Source organism: Mesorhizobium marinum, from assembly GCF_040813675.1.
GTDB classification, from domain to species: Bacteria; Pseudomonadota; Alphaproteobacteria; order Rhizobiales; family Rhizobiaceae; genus Mesorhizobium_K; species Mesorhizobium_K marinum.
On record NZ_JBFOCI010000002.1, the window covers coordinates 1,017,327 to 1,034,697 of the forward strand.

At 58.1% G+C, this 17,371-nt stretch carries 20 protein-coding genes and 1 tRNA gene; 13 read left to right on the forward strand and 8 right to left on the reverse strand.

What is annotated here, in order from left to right:
* Positions 1-101: 101 nt before the first annotated feature.
* The gene (locus ABUE31_RS10495) at positions 102-362 is read right to left on the reverse strand and encodes a DUF2934 domain-containing protein (RefSeq protein WP_367723478.1); all 261 of its coding nucleotides are present in this window, start codon (positions 360-362) and stop codon (positions 102-104) included.
* A gap of 270 nt (positions 363-632) precedes the next feature.
* Between ABUE31_RS10495 and ABUE31_RS10500 the strand changes: the two genes are divergently transcribed.
* Together ABUE31_RS10500 and ABUE31_RS10505 are read left to right on the forward strand one after the other, a co-directional pair.
* On the forward strand, positions 633-1,082 hold the full coding sequence (locus tag ABUE31_RS10500) for a GNAT family N-acetyltransferase (RefSeq protein WP_367723479.1): 450 nt from the start codon (positions 633-635) through the stop codon (positions 1,080-1,082).
* 171 nt (positions 1,083-1,253) lie between these two features.
* Positions 1,254-2,996 carry an adenylate/guanylate cyclase domain-containing protein gene (locus ABUE31_RS10505; RefSeq protein WP_367723480.1) on the forward strand — a complete coding sequence of 581 codons (1,743 nt, stop codon included), beginning with the start codon at positions 1,254-1,256 and terminating at the stop codon, positions 2,994-2,996.
* A 95-nt stretch (positions 2,997-3,091) separates the two neighbouring features.
* Here ABUE31_RS10505 and ABUE31_RS10510 read toward each other — a convergent pair whose 3' ends face one another.
* From ABUE31_RS10510 to ABUE31_RS10525, 4 genes are all read right to left on the reverse strand, one after another.
* Positions 3,092-4,018 (reverse strand): SRPBCC family protein, encoded by a 927-nt coding sequence (locus ABUE31_RS10510; RefSeq protein WP_367723481.1) that lies wholly within the window; start codon positions 4,016-4,018, stop codon positions 3,092-3,094.
* Positions 4,015-4,356, reverse strand: coding sequence for an ArsR/SmtB family transcription factor (locus ABUE31_RS10515; protein ID WP_367723482.1), 342 nt, complete (start codon positions 4,354-4,356; stop codon positions 4,015-4,017). Before ABUE31_RS10515 ends, ABUE31_RS10510 begins: the two co-directional genes overlap by 4 nt.
* Positions 4,357-4,364: 8 nt before the next feature.
* Complete coding sequence (locus ABUE31_RS10520; protein ID WP_367723483.1) at positions 4,365-4,964, reverse strand: hypothetical protein; 600 nt, start codon at positions 4,962-4,964, stop codon at positions 4,365-4,367.
* 65 nt (positions 4,965-5,029) lie between these two features.
* Positions 5,030-5,545 carry a DUF6998 domain-containing protein gene (locus tag ABUE31_RS10525; RefSeq protein WP_367723484.1) on the reverse strand — a complete coding sequence of 172 codons (516 nt, stop codon included), beginning with the start codon at positions 5,543-5,545 and terminating at the stop codon, positions 5,030-5,032.
* Between the two features lie 133 nt (positions 5,546-5,678).
* Here ABUE31_RS10525 and ABUE31_RS10530 point away from each other — a divergent pair, with 133 nt between their 5' ends.
* The 10 genes from ABUE31_RS10530 (at position 5,679) to ABUE31_RS10575 (ending at position 13,672) form a co-directional block, all read left to right on the forward strand.
* Positions 5,679-5,885: a helix-turn-helix domain-containing protein gene (locus tag ABUE31_RS10530; RefSeq protein ID WP_367723485.1), complete on the forward strand. Its 207-nt coding sequence runs from the start codon at positions 5,679-5,681 to the stop codon at positions 5,883-5,885.
* Positions 5,886-5,962: 77 nt separating this feature from the next.
* Positions 5,963-6,118 carry a hypothetical protein gene (locus tag ABUE31_RS10535; protein ID WP_367723486.1) on the forward strand — a complete coding sequence of 52 codons (156 nt, stop codon included), beginning with the start codon at positions 5,963-5,965 and terminating at the stop codon, positions 6,116-6,118.
* Positions 6,119-6,120: 2 nt separating this feature from the next.
* Complete coding sequence (locus ABUE31_RS10540) at positions 6,121-6,828, forward strand: hypothetical protein (RefSeq protein ID WP_367723487.1); 708 nt, start codon at positions 6,121-6,123, stop codon at positions 6,826-6,828.
* Between the two features lie 44 nt (positions 6,829-6,872).
* A complete protein-coding gene (locus ABUE31_RS10545) occupies positions 6,873-7,529 on the forward strand; it encodes a hypothetical protein (protein ID WP_367723488.1) in 657 nt (218 codons plus the stop codon).
* 369 nt (positions 7,530-7,898) lie between these two features.
* Complete coding sequence (locus ABUE31_RS10550; RefSeq protein ID WP_367723489.1) at positions 7,899-9,182, forward strand: tyrosine-type recombinase/integrase; 1,284 nt, start codon at positions 7,899-7,901, stop codon at positions 9,180-9,182.
* On the forward strand, positions 9,179-9,595 hold the full coding sequence (locus ABUE31_RS10555) for a hypothetical protein (protein WP_367723490.1): 417 nt from the start codon (positions 9,179-9,181) through the stop codon (positions 9,593-9,595). Before ABUE31_RS10550 ends, ABUE31_RS10555 begins: the two co-directional genes overlap by 4 nt.
* Positions 9,596-9,683: 88 nt before the next feature.
* The gene (locus ABUE31_RS10560) at positions 9,684-9,914 is read left to right on the forward strand and encodes a helix-turn-helix transcriptional regulator (RefSeq protein ID WP_367723491.1); all 231 of its coding nucleotides are present in this window, start codon (positions 9,684-9,686) and stop codon (positions 9,912-9,914) included.
* A 25-nt stretch (positions 9,915-9,939) separates the two neighbouring features.
* Entirely contained in the window at positions 9,940-10,539 is a 600-nt protein-coding gene (locus ABUE31_RS10565; RefSeq protein ID WP_367723492.1) for a hypothetical protein, read from the forward strand.
* Positions 10,540-10,842: 303 nt separating this feature from the next.
* Positions 10,843-11,388 (forward strand): terminase small subunit, encoded by a 546-nt coding sequence (locus ABUE31_RS10570; protein ID WP_367723493.1) that lies wholly within the window; start codon positions 10,843-10,845, stop codon positions 11,386-11,388.
* Positions 11,389-11,398: 10 nt separating this feature from the next.
* On the forward strand, positions 11,399-13,672 hold the full coding sequence (locus ABUE31_RS10575; RefSeq protein ID WP_367723494.1) for a phage/plasmid primase, P4 family: 2,274 nt from the start codon (positions 11,399-11,401) through the stop codon (positions 13,670-13,672).
* A gap of 264 nt (positions 13,673-13,936) precedes the next feature.
* Here ABUE31_RS10575 and ABUE31_RS10580 read toward each other — a convergent pair whose 3' ends face one another.
* The 3 genes from ABUE31_RS10580 to ABUE31_RS10590 form a co-directional block, all read right to left on the reverse strand.
* Positions 13,937-14,914, reverse strand: coding sequence for an XcyI family restriction endonuclease (locus ABUE31_RS10580; protein WP_367723495.1), 978 nt, complete (start codon positions 14,912-14,914; stop codon positions 13,937-13,939).
* A gap of 1 nt (position 14,915) precedes the next feature.
* The gene (locus ABUE31_RS10585; protein ID WP_367723496.1) at positions 14,916-16,253 is read right to left on the reverse strand and encodes a hypothetical protein; all 1,338 of its coding nucleotides are present in this window, start codon (positions 16,251-16,253) and stop codon (positions 14,916-14,918) included.
* 328 nt (positions 16,254-16,581) lie between these two features.
* Positions 16,582-16,656, reverse strand: a tRNA-Gly gene (locus tag ABUE31_RS10590).
* Between the two features lie 187 nt (positions 16,657-16,843).
* On the opposite strand from ABUE31_RS10590, the gene ABUE31_RS10595 reads away from it, so the two are divergent.
* A complete protein-coding gene (locus ABUE31_RS10595) occupies positions 16,844-17,341 on the forward strand; it encodes a prolyl-tRNA synthetase associated domain-containing protein (protein WP_367723497.1) in 498 nt (165 codons plus the stop codon).
* Positions 17,342-17,371: the final 30 nt, after the last annotated feature.

The window sequence follows — 17,371 nt, forward strand, 5'->3', positions numbered from 1 at the left end:
CTGCGGCCGGCGGGCGTCCGTCCGTCCGCTCGACGCAACGTCCCTTGGCGCGCCGCTGCGCGGGCTGCCGGGAGCGGGTCAGTTGCAGGCAGGATGCGAAGCTATTTCGACTTCGGCTTTGCCGCCGGCTTCCTGGCGGCGGGCGCCTTGGGCACCACCTTCGCCTTCGTCGTGGTGGCCTTGGGCTTCGCGGGCGAAGCAGCACGGGACGGTTTCTTCTTCGCCGCCGCCCCCAGATCTTCCGCGTCGATTTCGCGGGTCGCTCGATCCCAGTGCTGGCGATCGTGGCCGTGCGGCCGGCCTTCACTTTCCCAGATGGCGTGGGCGCGTTGACGAATGCGATGCTGCCGGTCGTCGGTCATGCTTGCCTCCAGTCCGTCGAAGCCTGATCCTAGCACAAATCCGGGGATCGAACAGACCGATTTGTTGCAGTGCAACATCACGGGTTCAGTCGATCGACCGATGCGGCGGCGGGGTCGATTGACATCCTCCTCCGGCACCGGTAGGGCTCGCACCGTTCGTAGAAGGAGCTTTATGCGCAGAGGTTAAATCGCGGGCCGCACCCATGCGGAATCGTCGCACGGCCATCGTGGCCGCGCGTATCTGTGCATATTCAATTCTACGGAAGCATCATGAAAAATTCTGAAGTCGTGATCCGTGCCTACGAGGCATCGGACCTCGAAACCCTGTCGACGATCTGGTTCGAGACCTCGCAGCGGGTCCATTCGTTTCTCGGGACGGAGCGCCTCGGCGAGCAGAGGCACCTGATCGAAACGGTGTACCTGCCGGACGCCGAAGTCTGGGTCGCCCTGTGCGATGGAAGGCCGGTGGGCTTCATCGGCCTGATCGACGCGTTCATCGGCGGGCTGTTCGTCGCGCAGGGGCTGCAGGGCCGTGGCGTCGGGCGCGCGCTCGTCGATCATGCGATGGCATTGAAGGGCGAACTCGAACTGGACGTCTATGCGGAAAATGAAGGCGCGCGCGCCTTCTACGAGAGGCTGGGCTTCGACGAAGTCAGCCGGCAGCCGCAGGACGACGAAGGCCTGCCCTTCGAGACGATCCGCATGCGTAACGGACGCTGATCGGAGTGGGGGGGGGGTGTTCCGCCCCGCCACCTTCTCCGCGGCGGCATGCGGGCACCCGTTCGAATGGACCGGCCTTTTCCCGTCGCGATCGCTGGCGCCATCGGGCTGGCGGGGCCATAATGCCGTATTCGGCGAGGCAGTCGGTATCGAGCCATGTTGGAAAAACCGATGGAGCGCAGGCTGGCCGCCATCATGGCGGCCGACATGGTCGGCTACAGCCGGCTGATGGAAGCGGACGAACAGGGCATCGTCGCGCGGTTGCGGGCGCACCGGATCGAGTTGATCGATCCGGCCATCGCCAAGAACAACGGGCGGATCATCAAGACCACGGGCGATGGCATGCTGGTCGAGTTCCAGAGCGTGCTCGACGCCGTCAATTGCGCGGTCGAGATACAGCGGCGCATGGCGCGCAGAAATGCAGACGTTCCCTCCGACGCACGCATCCAGTTCCGCATCGGCATCAATCTCGGCGATATCATCTTCAACGACAACGACATCTTCGGCGACGGCGTCAACATCGCCGCTCGCATCGAGCAGATTGCCGATAGCGGCGGCGTCTGCGTGGCGGCATCCGTCCACGATCAGGTGTCGGGGCGGCTGGACATCGCCTTTGACGATCTCGGCGAAAAGTCGCTGAAGAACATCAGCCGTCCGATCCGCGTCTACCGCGCCGTGATCGATGAACCCGGCGTGGAACCCGCCCCGGGCCAGGCCCCGAAAGCCCAGGCGCAGGCCGTGTCGAAACCGGCGATTGCCGTCCTGCCTTTCGCCAATATGAGCGGGGACGCGGAACAGGAGTTTTTCGCCGACGGGCTGACGGAGGACATCCTCACCGAGCTGAGCCGCCGCCGGGAACTGTTCGTGATTTCCCGGAACTCGACCTTTGTCTACAAGGGCCAGGCCGTAAACATCCAGGATGTGGCGAAGAAGCTGGGCGCCCAGTATGTCGTGGAAGGCAGCGTTCGCAAGGCAGGCGACAGGCTGCGGATCACGGTCCAGCTGATCGATACCGCGACGGACACGCATATCTGGGCCGAGCGCTACGATCGCAAGCTCGACGACATCTTCCTGGTGCAGGACGAAATCACCACGGCAATTGTCGCCACGTTGCCGGGGCGGCTCGAGGCGGCGCAGAACGACCAGTTGGCGCGCAAGAAGCCATCGAATCTCGCCGCCTACGAAAGCGTGCTCGCGGCCAAGGTGCTGCACCACCGGAGCACGCGGGAGGACAACGCGAGAGCGCAGGAACTGATCGGCCAGGCAATCGGGCTGGACCCCGAATATGGCCACGCCTACGCTTGGCGGGGCTGCATCCTCGGCCAGGCGTGGGGCTATGGCTGGTGCGCCGACAGGGAAGCGGCATTCGTTAAGGTCGAAGCCGACCTCAATCGGGCGCTGATGCTGGACGACAACGACGCAGACGTGCATCGCATTCTCGCCGCAGTGAACATCACCCGTTCGAACTTCGAACGCGCCCGCTACCATCAGGAACGGGCGCTGGCGCTCAACCCGAACTACGATCTGGTCGTCGTGCAGATGGGTGAGCTCCTGACGTGGCTGGGCTCGCCCGCCGAGGGCGTCGAGTGGATCGAAAAGGCGATGCGGCTGAACCCCCATCATCCGGCCCGGTTCTGGAGTCACCTGGGCAAGGCCCATTTCACGGCGAAAGCCTACGCGCGTGCGATCGAGGCTTTCATGCGGCTGCCGACCATGGACGCTCTCGCGCACATCTTCGTTGCCGCGAGCCACGGCTGGCTCGGAGACCGCACGGCCGCCGATGCGCACGTGGCGGCGCTTCGCCGGCTCGACCCGCAGTTCGACCTGGAAACCTTCCTGGCCACCATCCACTACGCCAACGAAGCCGACCTGCAGCATCTGCGGGACGGCTTGTCGAAGGCGGGCCTGACCTAGAGCACGTTCAGCGCTCGCGCTCTGACAGACGTGCTCCCCGGCGGTCCGGTCCGGCATCGTGCCGATCCCGCGCAGTGCCAGGTGGCGGGATGCGCTCACGCCGTCTGGACGAAGCGCTCCAGCTTGCCCAGCGTCTGCAGCCCCAGTTCGATCGCGCCGAACCCCTTCGCCTCCTGAAACTCGGCGGCCGTGCTGAACACCATGCCCAGTGTCACTTTCGTCGCGCCGCCCTGGTCGGCGAGCGAGACCCAGGCATCGGCGTGTTTCGGTCCGTTCTCGCCCCACAGCAGGACGTAGCCGATCGCCTCCTCGGACCGCACCTCGTGGTAGAGATGATGGTTCGGGAAGACCGTGCCGTCGGGCGCGATCATGTCGAAGACCCACTCGCCGCCCTTTCGCAGATCGATCCGCTTGGTGCGGCAGGAATATCCGTCCGGCCCCCACCATTGCGGCAGCGCCTCGGGGTTCATCCACGCGGCCCAGACGGCGGATCGCGGCGCCCGGATCACCCGCTCCAGAACCATCGTGCGCTCGGCCACGCCGGCGAGATTGTCCAGTCCCGCCGCGAAGCCCTGACGGTATCCCGCCTCCATGTCGTCGGCGAGCGAAGACAGTTGCACGGTCACGGACAGCCGGCTGCGCGCGCCAAGATCGCGGATGTCGGCCGTCACCAAAGCGGCCGACCGGGTGACGCCTTTGCTCGAGATCATCTCGTAGTTCACGCTGCGCGCCGGCGGCTGCAACTCGAGCCAGCCGACCTCACAGCGGATCTCCGGCCGGCCCTCGACCTTGCAGAGCGAGACCTCGCGTCCGCCGACCCAGCTATCGGCCTCCAGGAACGCCACCGCGATCGAGGGCGAAGGTGCTGCCCAGACCGCCCGCGCGGCCGGAGCCGTCCAGGCCTGCCACAGAACCGTGGTGGGCGCGGCGACGTCGCGCTCGAAGGACAGGGTGGCGAAGCGGCCGCCCGTGTCGTCGGCGGCTGCGCGCCCGATTTCGTCGGCGGCGATGGTCGGTCTCATGTCGGGGGTTCCCTCATCATGGTCATGACAAATGCGTCCAGCCGGTCGAGCCGGGCATCCCAGATCGCCCGCTGCTCGTCGAGCCATGTCCGGACCGGCGCCAGCGCCTCGGGGACGATGGCGCATGTGCGCACACGCCCGTCCTTGGACGTTGCAACCAATCCCGCCTCCTCGAGCACGGAAAGGTGCCGCATCACTGTCGGCAGCCTGAGCCCGGTCGGGCCCGCCAGGTCGGTGACCCGCGCCGGCGCTTCGGAAAGCCGGGTCATGATCGACCGGCGCGTCGGATCGGCGAGCGCGTGGAAGAGCAGCGAAAGGTCGGGATCATGCTTAGCCATGTCGCTAACTAATATGCGATCCGCAAACGGCGCAAGCAAAAACTTCGATGATCGGCTAAGTGTTGTTCCGGGCGTCGGGGGCCCTGAACCGGCGATGGTCGTTGGTGGTTGCCGCAGGAACAGCGTCCTGCATCGAGGCTAAACGTGATCGGTTGCTGCGCCGTCGCATACTCGCTTGAGCCGCGCGGCGGAACATATCGGTAGGACGTCGAGGTCGCCTGACCAGTGACCGGCGTGTGCCCAACGACGCCCGTCACGCGCGTATTGGTAGTGGCGGGAACGATTAGCGGCGTGTCGCTCATCGTCGTGGCATTGCTTACGACCTGCACGTCCGTCCGCTCGAACACGGCCCGCCCGCCCCGGCTTCCGACGTAGCGCACAGTCGTGCCACCGGCATTCGTCGTCCGGCCGAACAGGTCTGCCTTGCCGAAGGCATTGGGCAGCGCTCGTCGGGACTGGAAGTTCAGCACAACGTCGCCTGGGCCGGCGGTCATCGCGCCGTTGGCAACCGGGGTTGTCAGCGACGTTCTTGTCTCTACCGGCGCGCAGGCAGACAGAGCCATCGCCGAAAACAGCAGCGCGGTGCCTGCCAGCAGCTTCTTGTTCATGTGGGGTCTCCAGGCCGCAAAAGGGAAAAGCGAAAACGGAAACATTCCGAAAAACGGCTGTCAATTTACTCGGTCGCCTGTCGGATCATCGGAAGGCGTTCGCCATCAACGATGCGGGTTGCGGCCTTGCGCAGCTGCGAGATCGAAACTGGCTTCTGCCCCCTCCAAGGCTCGCTGGGCAGGAACTCTCGAACGTAGTGTTCTGGTCCGTTGTAGATTGCGCGACCGGTGCCCCCGTCGAAGTCCAATTCCAAGACGAGCAGGTGGTCGGCCTGCGTTTCTGAGTAACTGAACGCAATTCTTTTCGTGGATGGGCCTTTGGCCTTGACCTGGATGGTCATTTTCCCGTCCGGCGAGTAGCCGTCGAAACCAGCATTCGAACTGGCCTCGACAAGCTTCATGCCATATTCCTCTACCGCGCAGGCCTCGCCAAAATCACCAACGAGATTGCCGTCGAACGTAAACTCAAGACGCAGCCCCTTGCGGCGATAGTGGTCCCGGACTGCAATTCTCGCTTCGGAAAGCGGTCGTACCTCGGGCGGCAAGCGGAATTCGCGATCAAGGTGAGTTTGGTCTTTCACGCCCCAAATCCTCCTGGGGCGACCATGCCAGAATACCCGAATTTGGGGTACTCAAAAATCGGGTTCTATTGGAGCGCTGGTCTTTGCACTGGCGCTTTCCGTGTCCTCACTTCGTTCCGATCTTTACCAACGAATGATCGAGCTGCTCGTGCAGGCTCGGAAAGACGCGGGCATAACCCAAGCCGAACTCGGGAAACGCATCGGGCAGCGCCAGACATTCGTATCAAAATTCGAACTCGGCGAGCGGCGTCTCGACGTGGCGGAGTTTATTGCCGTATCACGAGCAATCGGCGTAGATCCGCATAAGGTAATCCGGGCCGCTGAAGCTAACAAGCACTAGCTTTTGAGGGCTTTGAATCCTTGCAGATGCCTTCTTGGGTACCATGCTAATATGTTGGCGGTCTATGGGGGATAGTTATGGGCAATCCAACACATTTCAGTCTCGAAGTACCGAAAAGAGCACATCAACTCCTTCAGGAAGCGATTGAAGAAGTCATGGCCGAGGATCTCGGTCTAGACGGCTTCGAAGCTGATGCGTCGGCCATCCCTGAGAAGGATGTCGTGGTGGAATAGAAATGGACGCCGCCTTCTTTCTCCGTCGCCGGACTAGCTTAATCCGCCGCTACTATGCTACCGGCGTCAAACCGTTCCGCGACATTCAGCGGAAGATCAATGCAGAGGAAAGTCCTTACGACAAAACACCGCCATTTTTCGACCCGGAAGGCGGTGAGCCTGCCTTCCTGGACGAGTATATCGAGGCAGACGAAATAGTGCAGGTAGTCGGCCGCTCGGCGGTATCGCTGCTGTCTGATTCAATTAAACTCTACTTTAAGGCCCTGGAACAACAACTGGATTTCCGCCTCAGCGCAGAGGGCAAAGCGACCGCCAAAAGAGAAGGCTTTTTGGCGGCCTACAAAAATGCCCTCGGCGAAGTTCTCGAAACGAATTGGACTAACTGCCCCGTACGGTTCGAGGTTATTGAGCAGATCGTGCTAGCCCGAAACCGGGCGCAGCATGGCGATCGCCTGTCGATTCTTGGTGCTCGACACGACGCGAACACGCTTGCGAAGCATCGCGATCTGATTTTTGCGAGCGAAGGCGAGCTCAAGATGTGGGTGGATGAGGGTGCTGATCCCGACACTTGGCTTGCGCCACGACTTGAGATCACACAGGAGAACCTAAGCGCCGCGATTACAGAGGTGGATAAGCTCGCGGATTGGGTTGAAAAGCTTATCCCCGATGTCCGTGCGCGCCGCTATGGTCGGGACAAAAGCAATTCCTGACGGCTCGCCTAGGATTGGATGGCGAGGAATGGTTGAGGGGGACAATGCTGAGCAAGGAAAATCGCCGCCAAATAATGGAGCGTATTGGGAAAGCAATAGATGAATTGGTCACAGACCTCTATTCAGAAAGGATCGATGGGATCAGCGCTGTTCAGGAAGCGGAGATCACATCTAGGCTGTGTCAGAGATTGGAGGACCAGTTAGACAACTCGCGCGTGGGCGATTATGTCTTTCGGGTCATTGCGCAGTCATTGCCCGATCGCGGGCCTAAGTCGATGGAGAGAGTGATTGGAGCGGACCTTTTTCTCTCTGTCTCTCTGGAAGGGCACGACGGTTTCGACAAAGGTATTTTCATCCAGGCAAAATATGATCGAAACCTCGATCGGGGCGAGTTGAAAGACGCATGCCGGCGCATGCGACAGGTAGCGGGCAGCAAGGGAGCGTACGTTTGGATTTATGAAGCAGACGGCGTCCGGGTCGTATCTTCCCACCAAGTGAGCCAGATGCGACATAACACGCTCGCGGACGTCGTACCGCGTTCAGCTACTGGATTCTTCGGCCGTATTCTAGACTGCTATGCAGGCAACAGGTCGTGGGGAATCCCAAATGGAAGTGATCGCCGCGAAGCGGTCGCGACCAGGCTCCGTGAGACCAGAGCCAACAACCTTCTGGATATCAAACTGAAAAAGTCTCGTCCATGATACGACTGCGGGCTATTGTTCGCATTTTGCGCTGAATGAAACCGACGAACTTCGGCAGACTGGTAACCCGCGTGTAACCCGCGCCCCCGGACAACGTCTTCTAGGCTGCGGTTCAACACTCCGGAAAAACGAAAAAGCCGCGGCGAACCGCGGCTTTTCGGACTTGAGAATTTGGAGCGGGTGAAGCGATTCGAACGCTCGACCCCAACCTTGGCAAAGATGGTGAAGCAGGCTTCTGCGGTTTACTACAATTTGTCGCGTTTGCAAAATTTATTGCAATTTCAGCATTTTAGGATAACGATCCTGCCATCGAGTTTACCGTTGATTCCCGCCTTGTGGCGACATGGTGGCGATTTCTGAGGGTTATCCGTGCCAAAGATAACGAAACGCGTGGTTGACACTTTAAAGCCCAAAGACAAACCGTTTGTCGTCTACGACGACTCCCTGAAAGGCTTTGGCGTTCGCGTTATGCCATCGGGTACTGCAAGCTACGTTGTCGAGTACAGACCTGACGGCGGCGGTCGGTTGACCAACAAAAAACGGATGGCGATTGGCCGTGTCGGTGAACTCACGCCGGATGAGGCGCGCGAGTTGGCCAAGGATCGGTTGGGTGATGTGCGGAAAGGCCACGACCCATTGGCAGACCGCCAGAGCAAGCGGAAGGAAATGACTGTTGCCGATCTGGTTGCGTTGTGGGAATCCGAGAAGCCGGTCGGTCGGCGTGGAAAGCCCTTAGGCGAACTTACCATTCAATACACGCTTGGCCGGCTGCGGGCGCATGTAGTGCCTCTGTTGGGTACCAGGAAGATTGGCTCCGTTACGACTCTCGACATTAACAATGCCGTTCGGCGGATCGTTAAAGGCGACACGGCCTTTGAGGGCAAAAGTGAGAAGGCGCGTGGACGAATAAGGATACGCGGAGGAGAATCGACTGCGCGCCGGACCGTGACCGATATCGCGACAATCTACAATTTTGCGATCGATAGAGGCTTTGTGAAGACTAGCCCGGTTGTGGGCGTGAAGAAGCCGCCCCCAAACCAGCGGCGTGATTTTCTGCGCGTCGATGACATAACCAAAATTGCGAGTTCGCTTGACGAGATGGAAAGCGAGGGTATGAACGCCGCTGGAATTGCGATCTTGCGGTTGCTTTTGATTACAGGCGCTCGGCCTTCGGAGATTGAAAGCTTGCGCTGGTCCGAAGTCGACCTGGCGGCACGTTGTCTAAGACTGAATAAGACTAAGACGGGCCATTCTGTGCGGCCAATCTCGACTGCCGCGATGACTGTTATCGCCTCACAGCCACGAATTGAGCGATCACCCTACGTATTCCCGGCAACTCGTGGCGATGGATACTTTGTCGGAAGCAAAAAGCTATGGAGGATCGCGGCGGAACGTGCGGGGCTTAGCGGAAAAGTCCGTTACCACGCTCGGCATTCGGTCGCCACTCTTTCGCTAGCTGCCGGCGCGGACGTAGTGAGTGTTGCGAACATTCTCGGTCATGCAAATCCGCGTACGACGCTTAGCACATACAGCCACGTGACAGACCGAGCAGGTGAGGCAGCCGAGCAGATTGGTGGCCTCATAGAAACGGCGATGAGCGGGGGTCGGAGCGAGGCGAGGGTCTTGAAGTTGAGGAAGGAAGGGCGGTCGTGACAACTTTCCATCGGATGAAGGACGCCTGGTATCTCTCCGGGTTTGATGAGAACTACAAAAAATCGATAAGCCTCTTAAAACGCGGCAAAGCAGAATCCATTGTGCACCGCCTCAGGGCGCATAGGCCACTGGTTGACGATGATTTTGATCTGCTAGCGGACTTTTTCGAAGAACGGAATCGTCCGGTTGGACGCCCCAGCAAAACGTTCAAGAAAATGGCGGCAAGACGGGCCACGGAAATCTTGGCCAGCTATCGCCATGCAATCGGCGAGGAACGAATTCTCGATCCCGAAAAAAGTAGAGGCATTGTTGCAGGCGCATGTCGCGATATCGAGGAGATGTACCATTGCGATAAGCTGGACGTCGATGAGGTGATCAAGCAGGTAAACCGCCCGAAGAGTCGTTCCGCATAGTCCGCCAAAAATAGTGGGTTTTTGGCGGTTACATCTCGGTAGCCCGAAGTACGTTCGATCCATCGACAGTTAGCGATGGAGACAAGCGATGTCGCGATATCTGAGACGGCATGAAGCATCTGCCTACCTGACCAAGACGATCGGAGTCCCGTGTGCTCGCACCACCCTTAACAAACTGGCCGTCGTCGGCGGCGGTCCTGCGTTCGTGAAATTTGGTGGTCGCATTCCCCTCTATTCCATTGAGGACCTTGATGCATGGGCCGCTGAACGCCTGACGAAGCGCAAATTCACTTCGACAAGCGAATATTCAGCATCTTGATGCACTCAAGAAGGAGGACCGGAAAATGGTCTCGTCGCTTCAATCAATTGCGCCTTCGAACGAGATTGCCGAGGCGATCGCCGCAGCGACTTACACTCTGGATCAGCAAATTTCGGATGCTCTATCGTCGGCTACGATCAGCAGCATAGTCATCGCGGAAATCCGTGATGCCGCGGCGGAAGCGGAGATACGCGCCCGTGAAGATCACGCAGAAGCCAAACAGATAGCGCTCGATCCAAAAACCACCCCAGAAGATGCGCGGAAAGCTCGCGACTTGATGGTAGACAAGCAGTTCTTTTTTGACCGCATATCTTCGGCGGTTCAGGCTTTGAACGCCCATCTTGTCGCACGGCGCGATCAAGAACATCAATCAAGTATCGAGAAGGCGGAACGCATTGCGATTGAACGCCATGCCGACGCGGTTCACGCGATCGAGGCGAAATACGGCGAACTGGCGTCCCAACTATCCGCCCTGTTGAGCGAATATCTGGACGCTCGCGAACAGAAAAGACGCCTTGGGCTAGCCGTGGTCCGATCAGTCAAGGAGATCGGCTTCTCGACGCACATGGTGAAACTGCCTGGCCACTTCGATCGGCCAGTGCGCAACCTTCTTAGTGGTGACTGAAGAATGTCAAAAAGCGATGTCTCAATCGACGAAGAAATCACCGTGCGTGTCCCACTGTTGATGTCAGATTCGAAGACTTCTTGGATTTCTTGCGCGGATCGCGACAACGGTTACGCCGACTACGTTTGGCGAATTTCAAATGCATGGCGTGGCGAACCAATCGCCGCCCCTGCCCGCCCGGTAGACTCCGGTTACGCCGAGTACGTTCATCGCATTGCCAACGCGTGGCGCAAAGGCTGATTGCAGCAGCATGGAAGGCGGGGGCGATCGCACCCCGTAATATGAAAAATTGAGAGGTTGGTCATGAGCATCGCAGTCGATGAACTCAACGATCGTGCGCGTCGTTTCGCAGCGGAATACTTGATAGATTTTACGGTGAGTAGAGCCGCGCAGCGCGCAGGCGTGTCACGGCGCATCGCAACCGAATATATGAACGATCCGCGCGTTCAAGCCCTTATTCAAGATGGGAAGTTCAAGCATACCGAAGCTGTCAATGCCAGCGTCGCAATGGTGCTGGGCAGATTGGTGCAGATCGCGACCGCAAACATGGATGAGGCCTTACGGGCATTGGAGCCAACCGATGATCAAACAAGATCTCTATCGGAACGGCTCTCTGGATTGCCGGACCATGTTCGTTATTCGGTCAAATCTGTCGAGCTGACGAAGTACGGGCCGCGCCTGACGATGCACGACAAGATCGCGGCCTTAGCGAATCTTGGCCGCTATTTCGGAATGTTCACAGACAAGGTCGAAGTTGCCGGGCGCGATGGCACGCCGTTCCACCCCATTACTGAGACGATGACGCTTCAAGAGGCGGCGGAAGCATACCGTCTCACCATAGAAGGGTGAGCGTGTCAGCTTGGCGGAGACAGATGTTATCGCTGCGGGTTTCCGCCAGCTACCAGACCAGTTTATCAACTGGCGCCTTATCGTTGTTGGGGGCCGTGAAACGAAGCAACCTTATGATCCCGGCACTGGCAAGTCGATAAATCCGCACGACCCGGCATTTTGGAAGTCGCATGCTGGTGCACTTTCGTTCGACCAGCGCGTGGGATTTGTCTTAACGGCAAGCGATCCGTATTTTTTCATCGATATGGATCACTGTCGCCGGGACAACGAGTGGACGGCGGAGGCAGTACGCATATTCCAGATGTTCAAAGGCGCTGCGTGCGAGGTTTCTCAATCGGGAAGCGGCATTCACGTCATGGGACGGTGCGAACAGTCCCTTGTCACAAATTTGAAGAACAAGTGGGACGGATGGCTGGAGTTCTACAGCCAAAAGCGCTTCGTTGCGTTTGGTCATGGCTGGACTGGCAACTTCGATCAGGATTGTACGGCACAAATCCTTCAACTTGTCCCTAAACGTGACGTTGCCGCAGAATGCGACCCCGGAACCGGGTTTGCCGGGCCCGACGATGATGATGAACTTGTCCGCCGAATGCTCGCCTCACGGGGTTCGATCGGGGCTGCGTTTGGTTCCAAGGCAACAATACAATCCCTTTGGGCAGCCGACGCAGCTTTGCTGTGTCAGTTCTTTCCGTCTCCCTCGAATGACGCGTATGATCGCTCCGCCGCCGACGCGGCGCTGATGGCACATCTAGCATTTTGGACCGGCAAAAGTGGGTCACGTATGGATCGGCTATTTCGTCGATCAGGTTTGATGCGATCCAAGTATGCGGAACGGGCGGACTATCGGAATTCTACAATCCGCAACGCCATCGCCGGATGTCGGGCCGTCTACGATCGTTCGGCCGAATTTGCGCCGCCTGTCGTCAATTCCATCCTACCAGGCAGCCTAAATGAAGACGTTTTGGCTCAGCGGTTCTCCGATAAATTCGCGAACGTGCTTCGCTATGTCGCCAAGTGGAACACGTGGATGATTTGGAAAGGAGGTAAGTGGCAGAAAGAAGAGACCATTGCAGCTTACGACCTGGTTCGTAGTGTATGCCGGGAGGCGGTCAGCCATATTGTCGGAAGCCAGACGCAGACCAACAAGCTGGTGTCGGCTGCCACAGTTTCCGCCGTCGAGAAACACGCCAAGGCCGATCGTCGTCATGCGGCAACCTCGGAACAATGGGACACCGATCCTTGGTCACTCAACACTCCCGCAGGTGTTGTTGATTTGCGTACGGGAACGATCCGACCACACAATCCCGACGATCACATTACAAAGATGACGCGGGTTCCAATGGCGGACCGGGCGGATTGTCCGAAATGGATTGCGTTCCTAAATCGAACCTTCACCAACGATCTCGAAATGATTTCATTCGTTCAGCGTATCGCAGGATATTGCCTTACTGGCAGTACGCGAGAGCATGCCTTGTTCTTTGGCTACGGAAGCGGAGGCAACGGCAAAGGCGTTCTGCTTAATACGCTGAATCGGATGTTGAATGACTATGCAGCGGTGGCGCCTATCGAGACATTTTCGGCAAGCGCTCATGACCGTCATCCTACCGATCTAGCATTTCTGCGTGGTTCACGGCTTGTGACAGCCCAAGAGACGGAGGAGGGGAGGCGCTGGGCAGAAAGCAGGATCAAAAGTCTGACCGGGGGCGATCCGATCACAGCGCGATTTATGCGCGGTGATTTTTTCACCTATCAGCCGAATTTTAAATTGTTTGTCGCCGGGAACCATAAGCCCGGCTTGCGTAATGTCGATAATGCGATGCGTCGTCGTTTTCATCTTATACCATTCACAGCTGAAATTTCGGCCGATGAACGCGATCCGAACCTCGAAGAAAAACTAGAATCTGAATGGCCCGCCATTCTGCGATGGGCCGTTGAAGGCTGCTTGTCATGGCAACGCATCGGCCTAGCAGCGCCAAGCGTCGTTAGGGACGCGACAAACGAGTATCTGACTTCAGAGGATTGCTTTGGCCAATGGATTGAAGAGTGCTGCGAGCGTGATGACCAGGTCTGGCAATCATCGTCGACTCTCTATCAAAATTTCAAATTTTGGGCCGAACGGTCAGGCGAGTACGTCGTCGCCCAGAAACGATTTTCACAGGCTCTCATAGATCGTGGGTTCAAGAAGAGCGATACACGGGCCGGACGAGGATTTATCGGCCTACGCCTAAAGACTCAGACTCTGCCCGGAATGGTTCTCCCCTTCCCCATGGCCGTGAAATCATAGTCTGTGTCGGATGTGACGGAACGTCCGTATTACACCGTGTACACATGTGCGCGCACAAACGCATGCAACAGTTGAATGAGGCTGCCCTGCCACATCCGTCACAGTCTATGGCGTGAGTGACCACTATCGGAACCCTCAGTCGGAGTGACCAGGCCTGTCAATTTGTCACGCGCAGGTTCATTTCGTCTGTGACTAGTGCGAGCGCGTCAAATGCTGCGACAAGATCGCAAAGGCTTCGCGGCCCGAACGATGGTGAGGAGGTTTTTAAGAAATCCGTAGCGTGAAATGAAAAACCTCTTTGAGGAAGGTGTCACGAACGTCCTTGTCCTCCAGCAGTTCGATGATGTCGTAGAAGCGATGTACCAATGCATCTGCGGCAATACGTTTGGTCAATTCATCCGTGTAGACAGCAGACAAGAAAAAGTTCTGGCACTTGTTGTTTTCACCAAGGGCACTCTGAAACGACTTTTGAGCCGCGCCATAGCGCTCAAGAGCGCCTGCGGGGTCTGTCCCGCCCTTTATCTCAATCACGCAGACCAGCGTATTTTGGTCGCCGGCGACTTTGTGGAAGGAGATGTCAGGCTCGGCGCCAAATGTCATCCTCACGTCGCCATCGAGCAAATAGCGCCGTGGCAAGGGTTCCTTGGCTAGGATCTCATCGTTTATCGGGGGTTCGAGGATTAGCCCGGCTTCATGCGCGGCGACGACAACCATTTTGCGGACATGACCTTCGGCAACTTCGCCGATCTTGTTCCGCATAACTCCATCTAGCGTGATCCCCATGGTGGCGATGATCGCTCTGTGACCGTCGTCTGGGGTCCAATCATCGACGCCGCCGATAATTGCCGAAATGAACTGGTTATAGGTGCTCGTAAGGGCCGGCAGTTGCTTGGCAGAAAACTTGCGGCCCTTCCCCGATTCCGCGCTCTCGACCGAACCGGCATATTCTCGGATTGCCTTCAATGACAAGGTGGACATGCCCCGATAATAGAGGCTCAAACTCGGATCATGTGAGAGGATGTCGGGGTGACAGAAAACCACTTTGGGGTCGATGCCCAATTGCTGCGTCACGTATTTCCAAGCGTCCTCGTCGATCCCAAGTTCGTCCAGTTTGCTCCAATCGAGCTCTTCGGCAAATCCATCGAGATTGCCTCGCGCGATCTGGTCAAGGCGCTCCTTAAGCTTCGAAGTGATCAGGATAGCTCGAATCTTACGTAGCGCGGTTACGTAGTCGTCGGCCATTCTAACGCCGCTTCCAGATGTAGACGCACTTTCTGATTTCGGTGCGCCCGTGTGCACCCATCTGTTGGCTGCTGTTTCCCTTGCCTCTTGGCAATACCCAGATGCCCTCAAGAGAGAAACCGAGCCGTTCGGCCATCGCAGACAGGATCAAGTCGACGGGAACCTCTTCGCCAAAATAGCGCACGTTGTCATTGACCATAACAACCTTGGCGCCGCGCTTTGTGATGCGGCTCAGGTTGCTAATCGCAATGGCCATTTCGAAGAAATAGTTGCGCACCATACGAGGTATGTTGGGATTGTTTAGACTCCCGTCTGTGGCGGCTTGTTCCAGTATGGCGACTACCTCATGGAGCGCGCCTACCGATTCGTACGTTTCCAGAATTTCCGCGAAGCGTGTGTCTTCGTCATGCTCTGCGAAGAGGCTTCGCAACGCTTCCATCTTCGGACGGTTCTCTACGGTTGCCGTGAGAAGTGATTGTCGCAATGCGCTGACATCGGCATCTGTGTAGTCAAGGTACAGAAGCTCGAGAGCGTAGGTTCGCGTGTAGTCGTAGCGGTTGCAATACGGTGGAGAGGTCACCACGAGGTCAACCGACGCCTTTGGCATTTTCAGGCCGTAAGAAAAGAAAGATTCTTGATTGATCGCAACATCCATGGGCACGCCTTCCTTGCGTCCCGCGATGTCTTCGATCATCTCATCGAGTTTGCTCCCGACGGCTTCCGCAAACGTTTTGATAACGCCCTTATGAAATTTGGAGTCCACATTTTTGCCGGAGCGGTAGTCCCAGCGAAGGTATTGGCCGTCTTTGCGAGTGAAGCTGGACTCTTCGAGGACACAAAGTCCGGCAAAATGAAGGAGGCATTTTACGTCCTTGTCCCGGATGCGCGATACGGCGCCGCGGTAAGAGGCAATCGCTGCGTCGTTGCTTTCGGAAAAGGCGCCCTTGGTCATCCGCAGATGGCGAAGGGGTTTGCCGGGGCCGACCATTAAAGAGGCGAGGTTTCGCCTCGCTTCTACCATCTTGTCAAGCTTTACCCTCTGTGCGGCGGCGCGCGCTGCCGCTACGGCGATGCCTATAGGAAGCAGTTCAGTGCCGGTTGCGACGTGGCCTTCCTGCACGCTCGCAAAGAGGGCTGTCCCCGAACCAGCAAAGGGGTCGAACACGACGCCCCCCTTTGGAGCATATCTGTCGAGGATGAGCCGGACAAAGTCAGACGAGAACGCTTCCTTGTATTTGAGCCACCGATAAAACGGCTGTTTCTTGTTCCCTTGGAAAGAGACAAGGCTGCGGGTGAGAGCTTCGTTGGTCGTAAGCTTGTCAGCCATCGACTCGAACAAGCGAGTTCTCTCTGTCTCTTGTGGCCTAACGGAAGGGTTCAAGAGCATGAGGTCACCTGGTCAATACGGGCAAAGAGATTCGCTGAATCACTCTGATTCGAGCGATTCAGGTTGTCAAACTGGAAAAGGGAAAAATGACTGCTGTTCGGTATTTTTTGGGCACGTCTCCACTAGCGCGACGAAGGGCCGTACTCCCTGCCAGCCCGAACAAGAGAACGATCATCGGTTCTGGGAGCCATGCGGTGGCGACAGGGTGGCGACAGGAGATAAAAAGTAAAACGGCCGCCCAAGGGCAGCCGCTTTAATAGCCTGATTTCCCGAAGGAATTTGGAGCGGGTGAAGCGATTCGAACGCTCGACCCCAACCTTGGCAAGGTTGTGCTCTACCCCTGAGCTACACCCGCTCGCGCGGTCTCAAGACCGCAAGCCGCGCCTATATGACCGAAGAGCAATCCGAATGCAACAGGGAAATCTCGCGTCTGCGAGATCGGCGGCTCGGGGTCGCCTGAGCGCCTGGATCGAGGCTTCGGGCTTGTTCGGAAGGCGAGTTTGGCTCTAAAGGTGCGGCCATTCTTGTTCCGGACGCGCGCCATGCCGAAAACTCCCGCCGACCTGTTCGCCTATCTCGACGATCTCGGTATCCAGGTGACGACCGTTTCGCACCCGCCGCTCTACACCGTCGCCGATTCGCAGGCGCTGCGCGGCGACATTCCGGGCGCCCATACCAAGAACCTCTTCCTCAAGGACAAGAAGGACAACTATTTCCTGGTGACGATCGAGGAGGATGCGCAGGTCGACCTCAAGCAGATCCACCACATGATCGGCGCGGCGAGCCGGGTGTCCTTCGGCAAGCCCGAGGCGCTGATGGCGCTGTTGGGGGTGGCGCCGGGCGCGGTGACCGCCTTCGGGCTGATCAACGACGACAAGGGCGCGGTGCGCTTCGTGGTGGACAGCGACCTTGTGCGGCAGGAAACGATCAACGCGCACCCGCTGACCAACGAGGCTACCACCTCGGTGCGCTCCGAGGACCTGCTGGCCTTCGTTCGGGCGACGGGGCACGAGCCGGCCATCTTGAAAGTCTCGAGTTGATTGCCACATGGTGGCCGGACGCAGGCAAGG